Annotated in this window: 18 protein-coding genes and 1 pseudogene; 11 read left to right on the forward strand and 8 right to left on the reverse strand. The window is 43.2% G+C overall.

What is annotated here, in order from left to right:
* Nucleotides 1-276: 276 nt before the first annotated feature.
* Nucleotides 277-519 (reverse strand): annotated as a pseudogene (locus tag HEQ19_02385) (penicillin-binding transpeptidase domain-containing protein).
* Between the two features lie 344 nt (nt 520-863).
* The gene (mrdA, locus tag HEQ19_02390) at nt 864-2,468 is read right to left on the reverse strand and encodes a penicillin-binding protein 2 (protein ID WZI67094.1); all 1,605 of its coding nucleotides are present in this window, start codon (nt 2,466-2,468) and stop codon (nt 864-866) included.
* A gap of 206 nt (nt 2,469-2,674) precedes the next feature.
* Here mrdA and HEQ19_02395 point away from each other — a divergent pair, with 206 nt between their 5' ends.
* From HEQ19_02395 to HEQ19_02405, 3 genes are all read left to right on the forward strand, one after another.
* Nucleotides 2,675-3,802 (forward strand): ABC transporter ATP-binding protein, encoded by a 1,128-nt coding sequence (locus HEQ19_02395; GenBank protein WYL98541.1) that lies wholly within the window; start codon nt 2,675-2,677, stop codon nt 3,800-3,802.
* A gap of 70 nt (nt 3,803-3,872) precedes the next feature.
* A complete protein-coding gene (locus HEQ19_02400; protein WYL98542.1) occupies nt 3,873-4,268 on the forward strand; it encodes a four helix bundle protein in 396 nt (131 codons plus the stop codon).
* A gap of 59 nt (nt 4,269-4,327) precedes the next feature.
* Nucleotides 4,328-5,413 carry a spermidine/putrescine ABC transporter substrate-binding protein gene (locus tag HEQ19_02405; protein ID WYL98543.1) on the forward strand — a complete coding sequence of 362 codons (1,086 nt, stop codon included), beginning with the start codon at nt 4,328-4,330 and terminating at the stop codon, nt 5,411-5,413.
* A 152-nt stretch (nt 5,414-5,565) separates the two neighbouring features.
* On the opposite strand, the gene HEQ19_02410 is transcribed toward HEQ19_02405, so the two are convergent.
* Nucleotides 5,566-5,781, reverse strand: coding sequence for a hypothetical protein (locus HEQ19_02410; protein ID WYL98086.1), 216 nt, complete (start codon nt 5,779-5,781; stop codon nt 5,566-5,568).
* On the opposite strand from HEQ19_02410, the gene HEQ19_02415 reads away from it, so the two are divergent.
* Nucleotides 5,775-6,629: an ABC transporter permease gene (locus tag HEQ19_02415; protein WYL98544.1), complete on the forward strand. Its 855-nt coding sequence runs from the start codon at nt 5,775-5,777 to the stop codon at nt 6,627-6,629. The genes HEQ19_02410 and HEQ19_02415 overlap by 7 nt on opposite strands.
* Nucleotides 6,630-7,388: 759 nt before the next feature.
* On the opposite strand, the gene HEQ19_02420 is transcribed toward HEQ19_02415, so the two are convergent.
* Complete coding sequence (locus tag HEQ19_02420) at nt 7,389-7,775, reverse strand: hypothetical protein (GenBank protein ID WYL98545.1); 387 nt, start codon at nt 7,773-7,775, stop codon at nt 7,389-7,391.
* Nucleotides 7,776-8,256: 481 nt separating this feature from the next.
* Here HEQ19_02420 and HEQ19_02430 point away from each other — a divergent pair, with 481 nt between their 5' ends.
* Nucleotides 8,257-10,161, forward strand: coding sequence for a chloride channel protein (locus HEQ19_02430; GenBank protein WYL98546.1), 1,905 nt, complete (start codon nt 8,257-8,259; stop codon nt 10,159-10,161).
* A 66-nt stretch (nt 10,162-10,227) separates the two neighbouring features.
* On the opposite strand, the gene HEQ19_02435 is transcribed toward HEQ19_02430, so the two are convergent.
* Nucleotides 10,228-10,641: an AbrB family transcriptional regulator gene (locus tag HEQ19_02435; protein ID WYL98547.1), complete on the reverse strand. Its 414-nt coding sequence runs from the start codon at nt 10,639-10,641 to the stop codon at nt 10,228-10,230.
* Nucleotides 10,642-11,041: 400 nt separating this feature from the next.
* On the opposite strand from HEQ19_02435, the gene HEQ19_02440 reads away from it, so the two are divergent.
* The 3 genes from HEQ19_02440 to pyrR all read left to right on the forward strand — a co-directional run bounded on the left by HEQ19_02440 (nt 11,042) and on the right by pyrR (nt 13,206).
* Nucleotides 11,042-11,485, forward strand: coding sequence for an Rrf2 family transcriptional regulator (locus HEQ19_02440; protein ID WYL98548.1), 444 nt, complete (start codon nt 11,042-11,044; stop codon nt 11,483-11,485).
* A gap of 43 nt (nt 11,486-11,528) precedes the next feature.
* The gene (cbiB, locus tag HEQ19_02445; GenBank protein WYL98549.1) at nt 11,529-12,494 is read left to right on the forward strand and encodes an adenosylcobinamide-phosphate synthase CbiB; all 966 of its coding nucleotides are present in this window, start codon (nt 11,529-11,531) and stop codon (nt 12,492-12,494) included.
* Between the two features lie 169 nt (nt 12,495-12,663).
* On the forward strand, nt 12,664-13,206 hold the full coding sequence (pyrR, locus tag HEQ19_02450) for a bifunctional pyr operon transcriptional regulator/uracil phosphoribosyltransferase PyrR (GenBank protein WYM03219.2): 543 nt from the start codon (nt 12,664-12,666) through the stop codon (nt 13,204-13,206).
* Between the two features lie 35 nt (nt 13,207-13,241).
* Here pyrR and HEQ19_02455 read toward each other — a convergent pair whose 3' ends face one another.
* Nucleotides 13,242-13,604 (reverse strand): hypothetical protein, encoded by a 363-nt coding sequence (locus HEQ19_02455; protein WYL98550.1) that lies wholly within the window; start codon nt 13,602-13,604, stop codon nt 13,242-13,244.
* 516 nt (nt 13,605-14,120) lie between these two features.
* On the opposite strand from HEQ19_02455, the gene HEQ19_02460 reads away from it, so the two are divergent.
* Nucleotides 14,121-15,671, forward strand: coding sequence for an FAD-binding oxidoreductase (locus HEQ19_02460; protein WYL98551.1), 1,551 nt, complete (start codon nt 14,121-14,123; stop codon nt 15,669-15,671).
* 239 nt (nt 15,672-15,910) lie between these two features.
* Here the strand turns inward: HEQ19_02460 and HEQ19_02465 are convergent, their stop codons facing one another.
* Nucleotides 15,911-17,038 carry an acyltransferase family protein gene (locus tag HEQ19_02465; protein ID WYL98552.1) on the reverse strand — a complete coding sequence of 376 codons (1,128 nt, stop codon included), beginning with the start codon at nt 17,036-17,038 and terminating at the stop codon, nt 15,911-15,913.
* A 219-nt stretch (nt 17,039-17,257) separates the two neighbouring features.
* Between HEQ19_02465 and HEQ19_02470 the strand changes: the two genes are divergently transcribed.
* Complete coding sequence (locus HEQ19_02470) at nt 17,258-17,716, forward strand: peroxiredoxin (protein ID WYL98553.1); 459 nt, start codon at nt 17,258-17,260, stop codon at nt 17,714-17,716.
* Nucleotides 17,717-17,967: 251 nt separating this feature from the next.
* On the opposite strand, the gene raiA is transcribed toward HEQ19_02470, so the two are convergent.
* Nucleotides 17,968-18,627, reverse strand: a complete 660-nt coding sequence (gene raiA / locus HEQ19_02475) for a ribosome-associated translation inhibitor RaiA (GenBank protein WYL98554.1) — start codon at nt 18,625-18,627, stop codon at nt 17,968-17,970.
* 653 nt (nt 18,628-19,280) lie between these two features.
* On the opposite strand from raiA, the gene lipB reads away from it, so the two are divergent.
* On the forward strand, nt 19,281-19,985 hold the full coding sequence (gene lipB, locus HEQ19_02480; protein ID WYM03220.1) for a lipoyl(octanoyl) transferase LipB: 705 nt from the start codon (nt 19,281-19,283) through the stop codon (nt 19,983-19,985).
* The last annotated feature ends 217 nt before the right edge of the window (nt 19,986-20,202 follow it).

Genomic DNA, 20,202 nt, shown 5'->3' on the forward strand with positions numbered 1-20,202 from the left:
GAGTAGTACTTATCCATTTCCCTGTATGCCGGGAATCGCCTTGCTACTCCAGTAATGTTAGCTTCTCCTAAGAGGAGACGCTGCGCGAACGACAATGTTAGAGGTCGGTAACTATCTAAACGACACGGGTTTAACCCCTTTAAGCCTGTTTAATCGTCTAGTTCTAGAGCAGGGAACTAGCTTCGCATCCCCTGGTAGGTCTTTAACTCTTACCTCTAACGTAGTTCAGTTAAGAACTTAGTCTGGTCAGATTAGGGCTTTTTGAAGCCCCCGGCTTTAGCCGTGGGGTTTCTGACACTTACCGGGATACTTATGCTGGAAATATGCTTCCATCACTTGTAAGACCATTGGTCCACAAACAGTTCCGCCATGATCGCCGGAGTTTTCCCCAAAAGCGACAACTGCAATTTCTGGCTGATCACTGGGAGCATAGGCACCAAACCAAGTATGATTTGGGCGACCAGTACCAGCTTCAGCGGTGCCACTTTTCCCGGATGCTGGAGCAATGGTTGGTAGATTGAACGCACCCCATCTAAATCAAAGATTATAGATGGGGATTCGTGCGCTAAGAAGCTGTAATACTTCTTGAGCGTTACCAGGGTTACTGGCGTTCTCAGTGTGTCGTTAGAACTTTCGCTTACGTTGGCGAAGCCTGCGCTCCGCGCATACACCCTAGTAAAAAGTATTATTAATATAATGACTTTTTACTCGTTATAAATAATTAGTGAAATTGGTCTATGTCTCCGGCCGTAAAGCTTTTACAGTACCGCAAAAACTAATTACTAGAATGATAGCATGAAAGAATAATTGTTGCTGCGCGTTTTATACATGTGTAGCTTACCCCACCTAAAATGTAGATATTTTTATAGTATTTTTAGGTGGGGACTGCGCGAAACAATTTTGTTCAAACGCTTACCTGTCCCCTCAGTAATTACCTTTCGCAGTCCGTCGCGGAGAACTTTGATAGTTTCCGGCTTCATATTTAACGATTCTCGCCAGTTTTTTGCAGCTTCATGGTCTTTGAGTAAGTGCGGCTTCACGCGATAGCCACCATTAGCCGGCACAGAAAACATAATCGCCGATTGCAGCGGTGTAACTTGCAGGGCGCCTTGACCAATTGACATATTTATGGTATCACCTACAGTCCAGGGTAGCTTAAATACTTTTTGCTTCCATATTTCGTCGGGAACCAAGCCTTTTGATTCTTCGTTGACAAACTCAACCCCGGTTTTGCGACCGAACCCATATTTGCGACTCCATGCGATCAAAGTAGGACCACCGACTCTTCTCCCAACTTGATAAAAGAAGGTATCACTACTCATGGCGATCGCACCAGGAAATCCCAACGGACCAAATCCAGAGTGGTTCCATTCACCAAAAGTGACTCCACCGACAGTTAAAGAACCGAAGGTTTGCAGTACTGAGTCAGGAGCAAATTTTCCCGATTCCAGACCTGCTGAGGTGGTAATAATTTTGAAAGTGCTAGCGGGGGGAAAAGCGCTGAGGGCGCGATTAACTAGGGGATGATCTTTACCTTGTACAGTTTCCCAGTCTTTTTGAGAGAGTTTTTGCTTAGAGAAGATATTGGGATCGTAGGTGGGGTGAGACGCCATTGCTAAGACCGCACCATTATTCGGGTCAATAGCGACTATCGCACCTTGGTATTTTCCCAAAGCTTTATCGGCGGCTTGTTGCACATCCCAATCTATGGTCAAATGTAAATCATTACCAGCCTGAGCCTGTTTTTCGCCCAAAACCCGAATTGGCCGACCAGCACCATCGACTTCCACCTGCTGACCACCCCATTCACCCCGGAGTGTTTTCTCATAGGCTTTTTCCACGCCCATCTGACCAATGACATCTCCCAGTCGGTAGCCTTCGGGCTTCTTATCTTTTAACTGTTCGGCGGTCAATTCACGAGTATAACCCAGGACATGAGCCAATTCTCGACCGTGGGGGTAATAGCGAACGGCTTCGGTATTTATTTGTACATCTGGGAGTTCTGTTTCATACTCCTTTAAAGCAGTCAGTTGAGCTTCATTCAAGTCGCGAGCAATGCGGATCAGTGAAGAAGAATTGGCACCAGCCTGTTCTAGTTTCTTTTCCATCTCCTCTTGGGGGATGTTGAGAATTGGCGACAGACGCCGACCCACCACCGACCACGAAGGCTTAGTATGTGCCATCGGCCACAAATATACAGAGTGCGGATAGCGAGTACTGGCTAAGAGTTTACCATTGCGGTCAAAAATGTTGCCTCGTTCCGGTTGCTTGAGAATCAATCGAATCCGGTTCGATTCTGCTCTTTGTCGCAGTTTTGGACCATCAACAATTTGCAAATACGCCAAACGAGCGTCGATACCAATCGTCATCACCAGAGTAAAGACGATTAAAAATATCGACTGGACACCACGCCCTACTGTACGTATATCCTTTTTTGCCCCAGATAGAGAGGATGGAAATATAGCCATAACAGCAAATTAAAAAATAAGATTACAATTATTTGTATTCAATAACCCTCAGTCCTATTCGGTAGTAAATGCCGAGAATACAGGGAAAATATTCCTTATCAGTTGTTTTTGATAGATACAATAAACCAAAGTGTTCCATTTAGTCTGCCTCATAGACTACATTCATGGGCACAATCACCTAAAATCATGGCATTCTACCGAGGATTATGGCTCAAACTGTAACGCAGAATCATAGGGGGATAAGGGCTTTGCAACCGCTTGATGTTGAACTGCGTAACGTGTTCAAGTTTTTCAACCAAGAACCAGCAGTCAATGGAATAGACCTGGATGTCAGACAGGGAGAATTTTTTAGTATCCTAGGTCCATCCGGTTGTGGTAAAACAACCACACTCAGATTAATTGCTGGATTTGAAATGGCTGATGCGGGGAAGGTATTAATACAGGGGGAGTCTATGAATAATGTCCCCCCTTATCGCCGACCTGTCAATACAGTATTTCAAAGTTATGCTCTATTTAACCACCTCAACGTGTGGGATAACATCGCCTTCGGACTGCGGCTGAAAAATGTTCGCAAATCAGAAATTGACAGCCGCGTTAAAGAAGCTTTAAAACTGGTCAAAATGGAAAGTTTGCGATCGCGCTTTCCCAGTCAACTCTCTGGTGGTCAACAGCAACGGGTCGCCTTAGCTAGGGCTTTAGTCAATCGCCCATCTGTAATACTACTAGATGAACCATTGGGAGCCTTAGATTTAAAACTGCGTAAAGAGATGCAGGTCGAACTATCAAATTTACACAAAGACCTAGGCTGGACTTTTGTCATGGTAACACACGACCAGGAAGAGGCGCTATCCTTATCTGATCGCATTGCTGTAATGAATCAAGGCAAAATTGAGCAAATTGGTACTCCTAGCCAAATTTACGAATTTCCTCGCACATCTTTTGTCGCAGATTTCATCGGAGACACGAATTTATTTAGTGGTGAAATTTCCACAGTAGACGCCTCTACCATCAAAATTGTCACAAAAACCGGACTAACAATAGTCGTTACCCGTCGTGAAGAAACACCCACCCAATTAGCGCAACCAGTAGTAGTCAGCATCCGTCCAGAAAAAATTCAACTTTCCCTCTATCCCCCCAATTTACCGACTAACTGCTTTGAAGCAAGACTAATCAACGTGATGTATTTAGGTACACACGTTAATTATGTTGTGGAATTAACAAATGGAATCACCATCAACGTTTTGCAGCCTAACACTTTTGGCAGCTTACCAGACCGCAATACACCCATCTACGCCTGGTGGTCAGAAAGTGATGGTTTGGCGATTAGTCAATAGTTATTGGTCAAAAGTCAAGGGTCAAAAGTCAAGGGTCAAAAGTCAAAAGTCAAAAGTCAAGGGTCAAGAGATGTCTAGTAGGTATTTTCAAGAATTGCGGGTTTATAAATTGGCAGAAAAATTAGCTGATGAAATTTGGAAAATAGTCGAGAGATGGGATATCTTTGCCAAAAATACAATGGGTATACAGATAGTGCGTTCAGCAGATAGCATTGGGGCAAATATAGCAGAAGGCGTTGGTCGAGGGAGTTATCAAGATAATCGCCGATTTATCAAAATAGCAAGAGGTTCTTTAAATGAGACTCAACATTGGTTAAGACGAGCATACATTCGTAAGCTTTTAACAATTGAGCAGATAGATAAACTCAAATTAATAATTGATCAATTGAGACCACAATTAAATTCATATCTCAAATCTATAGGCAATGTCTCAGAAAAAGAATCACCCTTGACCCTTGACCCTTGACCCTTGACCCTTGACCCTTGACCCTTGACCCTTGACCCTTGACCCTTGACCCTTGACCTATGACAAACAGAAGAAAATTTTTACACGGTGTGTCCGCACTTGCTAGCTTATCATTAACCGGGTGCGGCTGGAGGCTGGCTGATATCCGCGCTAATGCTAAGACGAAGGGTCAACGTGACCAACTTTATATATATACTTGGACGCAATATACAGATCCACAATTGCTGACAAATTTTAGCGTGCAAACTGGCATGAAAGTGCTGGCGGATGTGTATGATTCTAATGATGTGATGTTGGCTAAATTGCAAGCTGCTGGTGGTGGAAATTACAGCATTATCTACCCATCGGATTACATGGTACAAAAAATGGTAGATAAAGGTTTATTAACAGAAATAAATCATCAGCGCTTAATCGGTTTAGAAAATTTATTTCCGCGTTTTCAAAATTCAAGTTATGATGTGAATAACCGTTATAGTATCCCTTTCAATTGGGGAACAACAGGGTTACTTTATAATTCTGAAGTAATTAAAAATCCACCAGAGGACTGGGAATATCTTTGGCAAAATACCCCCCTACTGAATAAGCGAATGACGATGCTAAATGATGTTCGAGAGGTCATGGGTGCAGCCTTGCGGATGCTGGGTTATTCATACAATTCACAAGATGAAAACCAAATTAAACAAGCTTATGAAAAATTGCAAGAGCTTAAACCGACAATAGCAGCTTTTGACACTGATGCTTGGCAAAATCAAATTCTAGCAGGTGATTTAGTATTAGCAATGTGTTACTCTGCAGATGCTGTCCGAGTTAGTAAGGAAAATCCCCAACTCAAGTATGTAATTCCCCGCAGTGGTTCTTCATTATGGACTGACACTATTGTAATTCCCAAAACTGTAGCTAATTTGGATGGAGCCTATGCTTGGATTAACTTTATTTTGCAACCAGAAATTGCAGCCCAAATTAGTCAACGCCTGAACGTGGCTACACCCAATCGTGCTGGTTTTGAACAATTACCAAATAAAATTCAAAATAATACCAATTTGTTTCCCCCAGAGTCGCTTGTAGAAAAGTGTGAACGTATTACTCCTATAGGGAAGTTTGAAGAGGTTTATGAGCGATATTGGACGCAATTGACTAGTGGGTAACATGGTTATAAGTTAGGAGTTAGGAGTTAGGAGTTAGGAGTTAGGAGTTAGGAGTTAGGAGTTGGACGAATGACAAATAACAAATAGGATCTACTCTCCGGGCACATTAATAATCGTAGGGTGCGTGACGCTTCGATAAATATTGTACGTAGTTACAAGACTTGTAGCGTCACGCACCATTCTTTCAATGTGACACTAGTGTAAGTCCTGAGAAATAACAAATGACCAATGACAAATGACAAATGACCAATGACAAATAACAAATGACCAATGACAAATGACCAATGACAAATGACCAATGACCAATGACAAATGACAAATGACCAATGACCAATGACAAATGACCAATGACAAATGACCAATGACAAAATCAAAGTTAAATTGGGTAGAGCCTTTTGTATTACTTGCGCCAGCTGGTATTTGGTTGTTACTGTTGCTAGTTCTACCAAGTCTGATTATTTTTGAATTGAGTTTAGTTCCAAATATTCGACCGGGGGATGTTGTTAATCCTAGTGGGTTAGCGAACTATATTCGGATAATTGACCCCCTTTATTTGCAAGTGATTGTGCGTTCGCTGCTTTTGGCTAGTAGCACGACAATAATCTGTTTACTTTTGGGTTTTCCTGTTGCTTATTGGATTGCTTTGATAGCACCGCAGCGCTGGCGAAATTTGCTATTATTAGGCTTTATTTTGCCTTTGTGGACTTCTTCCTTGCTCCGTTCTTATGCTTGGATTACGATTTTGCGTCCGACTGGTTTATTGAATAGTTTACTAACAAGTTTACACTTGCCTACGTTAAGTTTACTCAATCAAATTCCAGCAGTATTGATTGGTATGAGCTATAGCTTATTACCTTACATGGTGTTGATTTTATATGCTGCGCTAGAAAAGTTAGATAAACGCTTACTAGAAGCCGCTGCAGATTTGGGTGCAAATCCTATCAAAGCTTTTTGGAATGTTACCATACCGCAAACCTTACCAGGAATTAACGCTGGTGCAATGCTGGTATTTATCACCGGTTTGGGCGATTTTGTTGACCCAGAATTGCTTGGTGGTGCTTCTAGTATGACGACGGCGAGATTAATTTATAACCAGTTTCTCGGAGCTACGCAAAATTGGGGTTTTGGTTCTGCTTTGAGTATGACATTAATTTTGGCTGTGAGTATTGCGATCGCCCTTTTAATTAAGTTTGGCGATAGCAGTCCCCAGCGATAGGGTAGTTCACCAGAAATTTTTCATTTGTCAGTAGGGGGATAGCAATGCTCATTGGTGTCAACTTAAGATAAACACTATAGCGGTTCTCAGTTGAGTGAGCTACAAGAACCCCAACCCCGCGCCAGCCAGGATCTGGCTCTGATATAGCTCACTAGACCGAGAAACGCTATATGGTAAGCATTCTACACATTGTCTCATCCGTTACATAAGACCTATTCATAACTACTCACAAATAGACAAATCTACTCATGTGTAGTTTGATGCTTACTTCCTGCTTCCCTCCGGGAACGCTAAGAGCGAACATTCTGGCAACGTCGGCGTTAACCAGTCCACAGGCTAACACGATCTAACTGATCGCTATATGTGTCGAAGTTACAGAATAACTTCTGTTTGAGGCGCTACTAACGACCCTCTGTCTAGGTCGCCTGCACTTCGCCTATGGCACGTTTATCAAACGCCAGTCTATGCTGGAAGGTTTATCCTCTGACGGCACGGTTGTTAACCGTTAATTATTATTGATTATCCTACCATCTTTTCGTGATACCTACTCAAAATTGACGAGCTTTGATGAGGCTTGAATAGCTTTTAGGTTACAGTTCTTAGCCCCTAGCCACGAATCCCAAATTGGGATTCGTGGAAATTGAGATCATGCACCCTACATTTATGGAAAATGATGCCAGCTCTCTGGGTGTTGCACGTATATTTTTAGATATAATGGTACTGAACCCACGAGAGAGTTATTTATACCAGTAAATATACTTATTCAATCTTTTTACCCGGCTCGTTAATTTTCTCTGTTCCTAGTGTCTTGGGATGGTCGTAGCTTGTACTTTGATGGCTAAGAGCAACCATACCCAAGATAATTGCACCTCCCACAGCTAAAGCTACAACAGGACGCTTGAGAAAGACAAAATCTCGTATAATTCTAGCTAGAGGTCGGCTTTGACGACGTAGCACCGAAGAGATCATCATCTGTTTGAGAGTAAACGGATCGCGAACGTAATGGCCGCTTTGACAAACTACTAATCGTTCCTGACAATACGGACAGGTAAACAAGCCAATGCACGTCTTAACTGGTTTTGGCGTGGCATTTCTTTGGCAAATTGGGCAAGTAACATAATGATTATCAAAGGTGTGTATATTCATCTACCTCGTCCGCCTAGTCCATTTACTCGCTCTATAACATTAGCTATATTGAATTGCCGCGTCACACTTGGTAGACTCCCTGGTGTGGTCTGACATCAGTCATAAATCACACCAAAAATTTGATGACTACCAAGGTATGGCTCAATGGTCGCAACACGAGTATAGCTAGATTTAACTGATGATGACTCGTCACCGCCGTTAGGTGAAAGCGCACCCACCAAATCTACATATACTGTACTTTTCCTTTGGAGATCGAGTCCGCACTTATTCGCACCCTAGCACCGCTCGTTGACCATTTACTATTAATTCTCTCCCATTTCACTATTCTCCCCATAAAAATTTTAAACAGTTGAAATTTTTTTCACTAAAACTTTGTCAAGGAGGGAAATCAAGGATACTTGTCTGGTTGCTAAATAATGACTCACAATGAGAAGTAACAAATAAAAACTTAAATTTCTTCTTACATTTACCCCTAAGCGCAATGACTCTCTTGCCTCCCAACGAATTGAGGAAGGTGACGGAACAACCTGCCTTTCCTTCACCTTTTGTCCATTTAACCCACCTGATTAACCGTTTTCAACCATCCCTAGAAACAGTTGTGCTGTTTTTAGCCATACTCATTGGCGGTGGCACGGGTATGGGTATAGTTACTTTTCACTATTTGATCGAGCTGATTCATAAGCTCATGCTGGAAAATTTGATGAGCGTGATAGGCGGTTGGGGTGCTTGGACTTTAGCCTGCGTTCCCACTCTTGGCGGCTTAATCGTCGGTTTGATGCGTTGGCGCACTCAAGATTTTGGGCCTGGACTTTCATCTATGATCGCCGCCTCCCAAGGAACCGAACTAGGACAGCAACTACGACCAGTGACGAAAATGTTCGCGGCGGCTGTATCCTTGGGGAGCGGCGCTTCTTTGGGGCCAGAGGGTCCGTCTGTAGAAATCGGCGCCAATTTGGGGATGCTGTTTTCTCAAATATTACAAGTATCTCGCGAGCAGCAGCGGTTACTTTTGGGTGCAGGGGCTGCTGCTGGCTTGGCTGCGGGATTTAATGCCCCAATTGCTGGGGTGTTTTTTGCCCTAGAGGTGGTGATGGGTTCTGCATCTTTTGCTACCTCTACTGTGAGTGTGGTGTTACTAGCTGCAGTGGTGGCGGCGTTAATTGCTCAAATTGGCTTGGGGGCACAACCGGCTTTTGCTTTACCTGTTTATCATGTCCGCAGTCCGCTGGAATTACCGCTGTATATGGGCTTGGGTTTGGGGGCAAGTCTAGTTTCTCTAACTTATACTGAATTAATTAGTTTAGCAAAAGCTGCCTTTGCTGGACAGGTTCCTGGTTTTGGTTTTTTAGGACAAATTCCTCGGCCGATTCACCCAGTTATTGGTGGCGTTATCGTCGGCGCAGCCGCTTTGTATTTTCCCCAAATTTTGGGTATCGGTTATGGAACTGTCCAAGCGATGCTTCAGGATGTGGAGTTTTCGCTCCCACTGTTGATTTGGCTGCTAGTTGTCAAACTGCTGGTGACGGCGATTAGTGCGGGTAGCGGTTTCGTCGGTGGTTTGTTTGCCCCTGCAATGTTTTTGGGTGCTTCTTTTGGTTCAGCTTATGCCAAAATTGTAGCAACCCTTCTGCCGGCAATTGGCGCCCAAATGGCGGCTCCCCCAGCTTACGCAATGGTAGGTATGGCTGCAGTTTTGGCCGCCAGTGTCAGAGCGCCGTTAACGGCAATTTTGATGCTGTTTGAATTAACCCGTGACTACCGCATTGTTTTACCTTTGATGGCAGCAGTGGGTTTGAGTGTGTGGCTAATAGATAGGATGAAGCCGACTGTCAACTCTAATTCCAATCTACAACAGATCGGTCTGTCGGAGTTGAAAGACGAAAAAGCAGAAATTATGCAGCAAATCTTGGTAGAAGAAGCCATGCTCTCTTCAGTGAAAAAGCTACCAGCAACCCTCGGTATTTTAGAGGCGGCTGTGGAAATGACACACCATCAATGTCGTAGTGCTTTAGTAATTGATGAAGCAGAACAATTAGTTGGTATCCTTTCTTTGGAAGATATCAACTACGCCCTTTCTGTTTGGCAAAATCACCAGAATTCCCCAGGCGTTATCCAGGGTAATTTATCTAGTCAAACTCTCATAGACATTTGTACTACGGAAATTCTCTATGCTTGGGGTGATGAACCATTATCTGAGGCTTTAGATCGCATGGCTCTTCGAGGTTTGCATCAGTTACCAGTGGTAGCACGAGATAATCCTGATCTCATTTTAGGTTTACTAGAACGCGAACAAATTGCCTTAACTTGCAATTTAGCAGTAACGCGCCAAGCACTTCGCCACTATTTACCAGTGCTACCCACAACAGATATAGTTATTACTCATTAGTCATTAGTCAGTGGTCAGTGGAAAATTTCAACAACTGACAACTGACAAGTGACAACTGACCAGTTATTAAGCTGTCAGTTCCAAGGCTTCAACATCTTCTCTGTCTTCTGGGTCTACCTGTCTCAGACGAATATGCTTTTTGCCTAAAGTGATGAGAAACTCATCTCCTGGCTTGAGATTCATCTGTTTAGTATAAGCTGAACCTATCAGTAAGTTACCATTCGATTGCACACTAATTCTATAACTAGCACTACGTCCCCCACGCCCATTCGCACTGGGTGTGCTGTCCAACTGAATACCCTCGGCATCAATTAGGGCGTTTAAGAACTTCATCATATTGACACGCTCGATACCGTTTTTGGTAACGGTATAGTAGCCGCACTTCTTGGCTTTATCTTCTTTGCTCTCGCTCTCTAGCTCCTTGACTTTTCTGAGTAGCTCTTCACCGACTAGGGGTTCAATCTTTTTCTGTTTAGGCATCAACTTAGGTCGAAAACGAATGTTTGAAGTGGTTGAATCGATTTTATTTTAGCTGACGTTGAGCTAGCAGGAACATAATCCTTTAATTTTTATCTCAACCTAGCCAAGTATATTACATTCATAGGCAGAATTGTTACTCGATTACGAATATTTCTAAGACAATCTATTTTGTATAATTCTGCCAATGGTGATAACTATATATATGTTGTAAATTGCTGCTAGACTATATTTGTTTAAGTTTTATAAAGTAGCGCTAAAAAAGGTGTCTGTTGGGAAGTTCGATGATTGGGGCTACAGAATGATAAGCAAAACTGATCCTTAGTGATTAGTCATTAGTCATTGGTCAGTGGCAAAACAACCGACCAATGACTAATCACAACCCTAAACCCTAAACTGACAAATGAAACTAACTACCAGAGGACACTACAGTGTCAAAGCGTTGCTAGATTTGAGTTTACAGCCAGGTTACGGTCCTGTGTCTGTCAGAGCAATTGCCAAACGCCAAGATATCCCGGCTCCTTATCTAGAAAAATTGCTAATAGAAATGCGTCGCGCTGGGTTAGTCAAGTCAATTCGTGGTAGCGGTGGTGGCTACCAATTGGCCACAGAGCCTGCAAAAATCTCTATAGGACAAATTTTAGAAGCAGTCGGTGAAGCCATTACCCATTTATCTCATCACACCCCAACGCCAACACAAGCTGAAGATTGGGTAACATTTACCCTTTGGCAAAGACTCAACCAAAAGCTCAAAGAAGCTTTGTACAGTATTACTCTGGCTGACCTATATTACGACGCTCGTAGCTGGCAAGCAACTCTTGGAGAAGAAGCGAGTTTTGTGGTTTAGTCCAAAGTCCAAATATTAATTCTTCACCCTTGACCCTTGACTAATGACCAATAATACTTATATCTTAATTATTGCTGCTAGTTTAGATTTTTTAATTGGTGATCCCTGGGGATGGCCTCATCCAGTACAAGTTATGGGGTGGGTGATTTCTCAGCTTACTAAGTTGTTTCGGAAATACTGTCACGATTCTCTAACACAAAGGATAGCGGGAATTTTTTTAGGGATAATCTTAATAATTGGTAGCGGCATTGTCGGCTGGTTGATCATTCAAACTGCTAGATGGCTGCATCCCCTGTTGGGAATTGCCACAGAAAGCATTCTCCTTGCTAGTTGTTTTGCTCAAAAAAGTTTGAGTGCAGCGGCGATCGCAGTATTAAAACCAATAACTGCAGGAAAATTGCCAGAGGCTCGTGATACTTTAAGTAATTATGTTGGTCGAGATACAGAAAATCTAACACCCGCAGAAATTTTGCGAGCTGTTCTCGAAACGGTAACAGAAAATGCCACCGATGGTGTGATGGCTCCTCTGTTTTATGCCATTGTGGGAGCATTTGTACCCTATATAGGGGCTGCACCCCTAGCACTAGCATACAAAGCAAGTAGTACCCTAGATTCAATGGTGGGCTATCGCGAACCACCCTATACTTATTTAGGGTGGTTCAGTGCGCGGTTAGAAGATGGCTTAACTTGGCTTCCTTGTCGGTTAACAGTGATCACCCTGGCGCTACTATCCGGTAAACCCCTGCATGTTTGGCGTCTTTGTCGCCGAGATGCAGTTAAAGATCCTAGTCCCAACTCTGGCTGGAGTGAATGCGCCTATGCAGCAATTTTGGATGTGCAAATGGGAGGTACAAATTGGTATCGTGGAGTAGCTAAGGACAAACCACTGTTGGGAAATGCTATTAATCCCATCACTTCAACTAGTATCAAGACAGCTTTGCAACTGACTCAATATTGCTTTTTGCTCTGGCTGGGGTTGGCGATCGCTATATTAGAAGTTAGAAGTTAGGAGTTAGCAGTTAGCAGTTACAGCATTTGAAGCACAGATACTGGTAGGGGCGCAAGGCCTTGCGCCCCTACCACTTACTTGAAAATCGCTATATGAATTGGGAATTAAAAGTTTTAACTTATAACTTATAACTTATAACTCATAACTCATTATTCAGGGATATCAGTATATGGCTATGTCTGCTAAAGTAGTTGAAATTCTATCATCAGAAGAAATACGTCGCACTTTAACTCGCCTGGCCTCTCAGATTGTGGAAACGACACGTGATTTATCTCAACTAGCGCTACTCGGTATTTATACTAGGGGTGCGCTGTTAGCCCCTTTATTGGCGCGTCAAATTGAGATTCTGGAAGGCGTATCTGTAGCGGTGGGTGCATTAGATATTACATTTTATCGGGATGACCTCGACCAAATTGGGTTGCGGACTCCGGCGAAAACTGATATCCCTTTTGATCTGACAGGGAAAACGGTTATTCTTGTAGATGATGTGATTTTCAAAGGACGGACGATTCGCGCTGCTTTGAATGCGGTGAACGAGTACGGTAGACCTGAGGTGATTCGTTTAGCTGTGTTGGTAGATAGGGGACATCGTGAGTTACCAATTCATCCAGATTTTATTGGTAAGCAGTTACCCACTGCTAAAGAAGAGATTGTCAAAGTTTACTTACAAGATTGGGATGGTAGGGATGCGGTGGAATTAATTGGTAATTAAGGGACTGACAAACTGCTCTGCTATTCATCCCCGCCCTATAGAGATAGAATGGGTAGGGGCGCAAGGCCTTGCGCCCCTACATATTTTTGATGTGTGGCAAATATTTTTTGAACCTGTGTAAGTGGTGCGCCTCCATAAGGCAATGCGTCATAGACTTTGAGCAGATTTTTTAATCCGCCTTCAATCGATTGAAATACAATTATTCCTAATTTCAATGTGGCAGTAGTTCCTTGCAGTCCGAACAACCCGACAGAAAACGCAATTCGCCCCAATCCCCAAGCCAGAAAACGCCCTAATGTTTTAGCGTTCGGCAAGTGCAACTCAATCCATGAGTTGGCGGTGGTGGTTTTTGGGGCGGCGTTGGGGATTTTTAGCTCTATCCATTCATTTACGCCCATATTGCACCTCAATTTTTAATTGGAAATATTGAGTCTGCTGTTGCCAGACAGCAATAATCAACGAAGAGGCAGGGGGCAGGGAGCGGGGAGAAATGACCCCTGACTCCTGCGGTTTGCGGAGCGGAACATGGGTCTGAGTCCCCCACTTCTGTTAAGTGGTTCTCGTAAATGTGGGGTCGAATCCCCGTTTCTGTTCCTTCTCCCCTGCTAAGAGATCCCTGCTCCCTTGCCTCTTGTTCAACAAGGCCACCAGAACAAACAGCAGACCAAACAGTTGATTGTTCATCATTCCCCCTTGGACAAGGCATTTAAAACAATTTGGCGCTGCTCTTCCGTGAGGTTGCTATTGCCATTGCATTGGGGCAAATTTATTTTACTGGGGATTCAATGTAGCGAAAATCGTCAGGCTGTCAAAAGGCAAAAGTCAAAAAGAACAATACAATCTCGCTGCTGCGTAATAGTATTGATGCAGCAGTACTTCTGCTGGAAATCCTGTAACTGTTGAAATTAGCTTTTATGTCGCCATCCCTAACTGAAGAAATTCTCTCTCAACTACCAGGCGATGTTTTGGGAGGATTGCGTCAGACTGATCGCATTTTGGCATCGCTCAGGTCAAACAATGCTCCAATGTCAATGGTAGTTAAAGAAAATCAACAATCTTTAGAATCTGTGGATTGGGATGTGATTGTTTGCGGTGGTACTTTGGGTATTTTAATTGGTTGCGCCTTAGCTGTAAAGGGACTGCGGATAGCGGTGATGGAGAGGGGAATCTTGCGTGGTAGGGAGCAAGAGTGGAATATCTCGCGCCAAGAGTTAGAAGTATTTGTAGAATTGAACTTGCTCACAGTTGCAGAATTAGAACAAGCGATCGCCACCGAATATAACCCAGCACGAGTCAGCTTTAATGGTGGTACTGAAGTTTGGGTAGAAGATGTCCTCAACATCGGCGTTGATCCTGTTTATTTACTGGCTACCTTAAAAACAAAGTTTTTGGCTCTTGGCGGCGATTTACTAGAGAATACACCCTTTAGCGAGGCGGTAGTTCACCCAGATGGGGTCATGGTAAATAACCAATTTAAAACTAGGTTATTAATCGATGCGATGGGACATTTTTCGCCCATCTCCCAACAAGCACGCCAAGGGAAAAAACCAGATGCGCTTTGTTTGGTAGTGGGAAGTTGTGCGAAAGGTTTTACGGAAAATCACTCTGGCGATTTGTTGTTATCATTCACATCTTTGCAAAATCAATGTCAGTACTTTTGGGAAGCTTTTCCAGCCAGAGACGGGAGAACCACCTACTTATTTACCTACATGGATGCAGATCCGCAACGTTTGAATTTAGAAGCTCTATTTGAGGAATATTTGCGCCTCTTACCAGAGTATCAGGGTGTAGAATTGAGCCAGTTGCAATTTCAACGGGCGCTTTTTGGTTTCTTTCCCACCTATCGCCAAAGTCCACTCAAAACCCCTTGGAATCGCATTCTCGCTGTGGGAGATAGCAGCGGTAGTCAATCTCCTTTAAGTTTTGGCGGCTTTGGCGCGATGGTGCGTCACCTGAAGCGGTTAACATTTGGGATTCATGAAGCATTGCAAGCTGAACAATTATCTGCACCAGCGCTAGGACAACTGCAACCTTATCAACCAAGTTTAACAGTTACCTGGTTGTTTCAAAAGGCGATGAGTGTTGGTGTAAATCAACAAATTGCACCGAATCAAATTAACCAACTGCTTTCGGCTGTATTTCAAGAAATGCAACAGTTAGGTAATCCCGTACTCAAGCCATTTTTGCAAGATATCGTGCAATTTCCAGCCCTGACCCAAACACTTTTAAGAACAGGTTTATTACATCCGGGAATAGTTGTGAAAATAATTCCCCAAGTAGGTTTACTGAGTTTGTTAGATTGGATGGTACATTATACTAATTTAGGTATTTACGCTGCCTTATTTTCCCTCAGTCCATTGTTAGAAACATGGGTGAAATATCTGCCAAGTAAACAACAATATTATTGCCATCGCTTGGTTGATAGCTGGAAATATGGTTCCGGTGGAGATTACTTTCATGAATAACTATAAATCAATACAGTTCAGTTAGGCTCGAATGATATACACTGTAGGGGCACGGCATCCACAATTTTTTCTTCTAACGACAATTTTATTCGTGCCGTGCCCCTACGACAATTTTCCTTAACTGAACTGTATTGAACTATAAATGACACCTCGCAGGGATTGGGGATTGGGGATTGGGGAGAATAATAACTCCTAATTCCCAACTCCCAACTGCTAACTCAGCACTTTTAAAGCTAGTTTTATACTTTAATAAACCAACGTTTGTGATACATTACGTAGGCGACTACCAACCATAACAAAACCGTAACTATGGCAAATAACAGGGAACCGTTGAACGTACCAGCCCAAGAGGCGAAAATATTCTGATAAATCCAATTGTAGGTACTGGGTGCCTTGTCGCCTGTACCGATAGTGGTTTTGACTAATATTTTAATGAGTAAGACGGAGGCCACGAACAGGGCGATCGCATTTAAGCCCATAATTTCAAATGGTTTACTCCAGCGCCGAATTAGCCGCACTTCGATAAGTTCGTAACAAGCAGCGAGTAATAATAATGCCCAACCACTGGTAAACAAAACATAGGAACTCGTCCAGATTTTTTTGTTGATCGGGAATGTCCATCCCCAAGCCCAAGCAATAATTAAGCAACCAACGCCAAATAATCCCAATCCTATGCTCGTGCGTGATTGTACTGATTGGTTGCGTATCCAATTCCCGGTGAAGTAGCCAGCCAGGACACTAACGACAGCGGGAATTGTGCTGAATAGTCCTTCTGGATCTCCGAGGAAGTTGAAGCCATCGCCTTTATATAGATGGGCTGTGGGTATAATCAAGCGGTCAATATAAGCACCTAAATTCCCTTCCCGTGTCAAAACTCCCGCACCATAACCGGGAACTGGTACATACATCATTGTCAGCCAGTAGCCAATAAGTAAAACTCCTGCTAAGATCCATTGGCCTTTGCGCGGTAGCTTGAGAACTGTGAGGGAAGCAAATAAGTAACTCAAGCTGATGCGTTGCAAAACACCCATGATGCGGATGCTACTTAAATCAAAAGTCCAAACGCCTTTATTCCAAAAGCCATTGAGTAACAATCCCAAAGCAAAGAGAATTGCGGCGCGGCGCAGGATTCGCCAATAAACAGCCTTTGTGGGTTTGTTACCTTCAGTGTACTTTGACAACGAAAAAGTCATCGCCACACCGACAATGAACAGAAAAAAGGGAAATACTAAATCAGTTGGTGTGCAACCATTCCAGTCAGCATGGGCTAAGGGAGGATAGATATCATCTGTAACTCCGGCCATGTTGACGAGAATCATTCCAGCAATGGTAATACCGCGAAAAACATCAAGTGAGGTCAGGCGCATAGGCGGAATTTTTGATTTGAGGATCTAACAATACTCCTCCTGATGCAGACGAGCAAGGAAAGTTTTTAGACTAAGTGCAATAACCCAAGATCCTCGTAGGGGCGCAAGGCCTTGCGCCCCACTTGCGCCCCAAACTTGCGCCCCAAAAGCGTGGTCTATTTACCTGAAAATGGTTGTAAAATTTTGTAAAGAACTGTTGCATTTAAATTTTTAGTAACTATGACCGTTAAAGTTGGAGATACTGCGCCCAATTTCACTCTAACAGGCCAAAACGGCTCATCTGTAAGTCTCGAAGAGTTTCGCGGCAAAAATGCTGTTGTGCTGTACTTTTATCCCAAAGATGACACACCTGGATGTACGATTGAATCTTGCGCTTTTCGCGATCAGTATGAAGTGTTTAAAACCGCTGGGGCTGAAGTGATTGGTGTGAGTGGTGATTCACCGGAATCTCACCAAAAATTTGCGTCGAAGCATCAGCTACCATTTACCTTATTAAGTGACAAAGGCGACCAAGTGCGGAAGCTATATGGCGCCACCACGGCTTTTGGTTTTATCCCCGGTCGCGTTACTTATGTTATCGACCAACAGGGAGTGGTGCAATATGTTTTTGATTCGATGTTGAATTTTAAAGGTCACGTTGAGGAAGCGCTGAAAACTCTCCAAGCCCTGAAGAAGTAATGATTGGGGATTGGGGACTGGGGATTGGGGAAGAGTTTTTTCCTAGTCCCTAGTCCCGCGATTTCAAACTATTTGTTTAACCGGATAAATTTTTAGATACCCCTAAATCCACACGATATGATACCAGCTGTAGGGGCACGGCATTGCCGTGCCCCCACTCGCTCCTACATGTGTCAGCGTTTTAGTGGTATTGTATAAGACTTTGAAATCGCGGGACTAGCCCCTAGTCCCTAGTCCCTAGTCTCTAGTCCCTATTTATGATGGGACTTTTCTGCCATGATCATATTAGCCTGGACTGCCTTACCATTCTTGCCGTTGGTATGACCGTTGGTATGTCCATTATTATGACGGGGTTGAATGACACCGTAACCGCCGTGGTTACGTTCGTAAATGACGTTAATTTCGCCAGTTTCGGAATTTTGGAACATATAAAAGTCATGTCCTACTAGTTGTAGCTGTTCTAAGGCTTCTGTTAGAGTCATCGGTGGCATGGAAAAATACTTAGTACGCACGACTTCACTGGGAAGTTCGGGAGTGCGATCGCCGATTAAATCTGCTGCTACTGGTTCGGGAACTATTGCTTCATTTGTTGGTTGAGCATGAGTTTTTTGGTCTTGACGCCTTTCTTTATATTTACGCAGTTGACGGGCAATTTTATCTGCTACCAAGTCAATACTGGCGTATAAGTTTTCGCTGCTTTCCTCAGCACGGATGACGTTACCATTAGCATAAATAGTGACTTCAGCCGCCTGTTTAGTGCTAATTCGCGGATTGCGGGCTACGCTAAGGTGGACATCAACTTCATTTGTGATGTTCTGAAAATGACTAACTGCTCTTTCTATTTTTTGATGCACATACTCCCGAATTGCATCGGTGATTTCAATATTTTTGCCGTGGATGACAAGCTTCATGTAAACTCTCCCGCTCAATATAGGATGTGAATTATGTTGTGGATGACATTAAATTGCGGTTAGGTCTATCACTGCCGCTAAAACAGATATAAACTATTGTGATTTAACGCTGCTGTACGTAATATCATCATTGATTACTGCCCCTTTTTTGTCTTCACGTGATGCACCTCCCAATCTCTGCACTGATATTCAACTGGTTGCTAGGCAATTGGACATCCGCACAATCTTTTGTAGGGGGTTTGCTTGTTTTTGACGATAACACAGGTAATCTGGCAATTGTTATCCTGTTATGATACGCAAACAATTTACAAACAATTCATTCTGCGTCATCAGCCAGTCTTTTTTATAGGCTTGCTAGTTTTGAATCGACTGTGGTTTGCAAACCAGATAATTAAGCCTTGGTTTTTGGCATTAATTATATTTAACCAGCAAACTTGCCTAAGTTTGGGAATTTTGGCTGATTGTAATTAGGTTTCTGACAATTTAGTCAAGCTCCCAGCACCATTGAGGTTATATATTCAAACTAGCACTTTGTATTTGCCAATGCCAATTCCGTTGATGTTCCTTTAAAATCCTTTGCAAAGCTTGACATTTATTGGTGCCAATCTGCTAACTTGCAATATATTTTGTCTCCGTCCCTATTGATTTTTGGCATGATCCGTAGTACCTCGATGTCTCAACACCGTTGTTTGTTATATAATCATGGGTTGTTGCCTTATTTAGATGCTTTGCAATGGCAGAGATTGCTGGTAGGCGATCGCATTCACAACCCCAGTCTCGATGACGTGTTAATCTTGCTAGAGCATCCCCCTGTCTACACTTTGGGACAAGGCGCTAATCCAGAATTTCTCAAATTTAGTCTTGACAAAACTGAGTATGATGTGTATCGAGTTGAACGAGGCGGTGAAGTTACTTACCATTGTCCCGGTCAATTGGTGGGGTATCCAATTTTAAATCTGCAACATTATCGTCAAGATCTCCACTGGTACTTACGCCAACTCGAAGAAATCTTAATTCGTGTTCTAGCAGTTTACGGGTTGCGGGGAGAACGCCTACCATCTTTTACTGGAGTTTGGTTAGAAGGTCGAAAAGTCGCCGCCATTGGGATTAAAGTCAGCCGTTGGGTGACAATGCATGGCTTTTCATTAAACGTTTGTCCAGATATGACAGGCTTTGGGCAAATTGTACCTTGTGGCATTCCTGATAAGCCGGTCGCTAGTTTAGCTGAATGGATTCCAGGTATTACCTGTCAAGAGGTACGTTCTTATGTAGCAGAGTCCTTTGCTGAAGTCTTTGGCGTGGAATTAGTCGCGTCATTCCCGGACATCACCAGAGATGAAAAAGGGACTGGGGACTAGATAAGTTTTGAGGCGTTGTTTGTAGTTGCGCTTCTCTAGGTTCCCTACGGGACGCTACGCATAAGCGGCGCAATTACGAACATATTTTTAAGTCAGCATAAATATTTTTTCCGGTTAGAGGAAAATCAACGTGTAATTACTTAATAAATACAGACAAAATCTAGCAGAGGTATCCAGTTAGACATTTGTTTACCAAACCTAGAAGATGATGTTTAGA

This window comes from Gloeotrichia echinulata CP02 (assembly GCA_038087035.1).
In the GTDB taxonomy this organism is placed as follows: Bacteria; Cyanobacteriota; Cyanobacteriia; order Cyanobacteriales; family Nostocaceae; genus Gloeotrichia; species Gloeotrichia echinulata.